General features: G+C 53.0%; 1 pseudogene. It reads right to left on the bottom strand.

What is annotated here, in order from left to right:
• Window positions 1–10: 10 nt before the first annotated feature.
• Window positions 11–686 (bottom strand): annotated as a pseudogene (locus HMPREF1024_RS0127990) (IS1 family transposase).
• Window positions 687–693: the final 7 nt, after the last annotated feature.

The raw sequence follows: 693 nt of genomic DNA, 5'->3' as shown, positions 1-693 counted from the left end.
TGACTCCAACTTACTGATAGTGTTTTATGTTCAGATAATGCCCGATGACCTTGTCATGCAGCTCCACCGATTTTGAGAACGACAGTGACTTCCGTCCCAGCCTTGCCAGATGTTGTCTCAGATTCAGGTTATGTCGCTCAATGCGCTGAGTGTAACGCTTGCTGATAACGTGCAGCTTTCCCTTCAGGCGGGATTCATACAGCGGCCAGCCATCCGTCATCCATACCACGACCTCAAAGGCCGACAGCAGGCTCAGAAGTCGCTCCAGTGTGGCCAGAGTGCGTTCACCGAAGACGTGCGCCACAATCGTCCTCCGTATCCTGTCATACGCGTAAAACAGCCAGCGCTGACGTGATTTAGCACCGACGTAGCCCCACTGTTCGTCCATTTCAGCGCAGACAATCACATCACTGCCCGGCTGTATGCGCGAGGTTACCGACTGCGGCCTGAGTTTTTTAAGTGACGTAAAATCGTGTTGAGGCCAACGCCCATAATGCGGGCGGTTGCCCGGCATCCAACACCATTCATGGCCATATCAATGATTTTCTGGTGCGTACCGGGTTGAGAAGCGGTGTAAGTGAACTGCAGTTGCCATGTTTTACGGCAGTGAGAGCAGAGATAGCGCTGATGTCCGGAGTGCTTTTGCCGTTACTCACCACCCGTCAGTAGCTAGAACAGGAGGACAGCTGATAG

The organism is Klebsiella sp. 4_1_44FAA, from assembly GCF_000238715.1.
Taxonomy (GTDB): domain Bacteria; phylum Pseudomonadota; class Gammaproteobacteria; order Enterobacterales; family Enterobacteriaceae; genus Klebsiella; species Klebsiella pneumoniae.
Note: the sequence above shows the minus strand (reverse complement) of the source record. Positions and strands in the feature narration are given on the sequence as shown.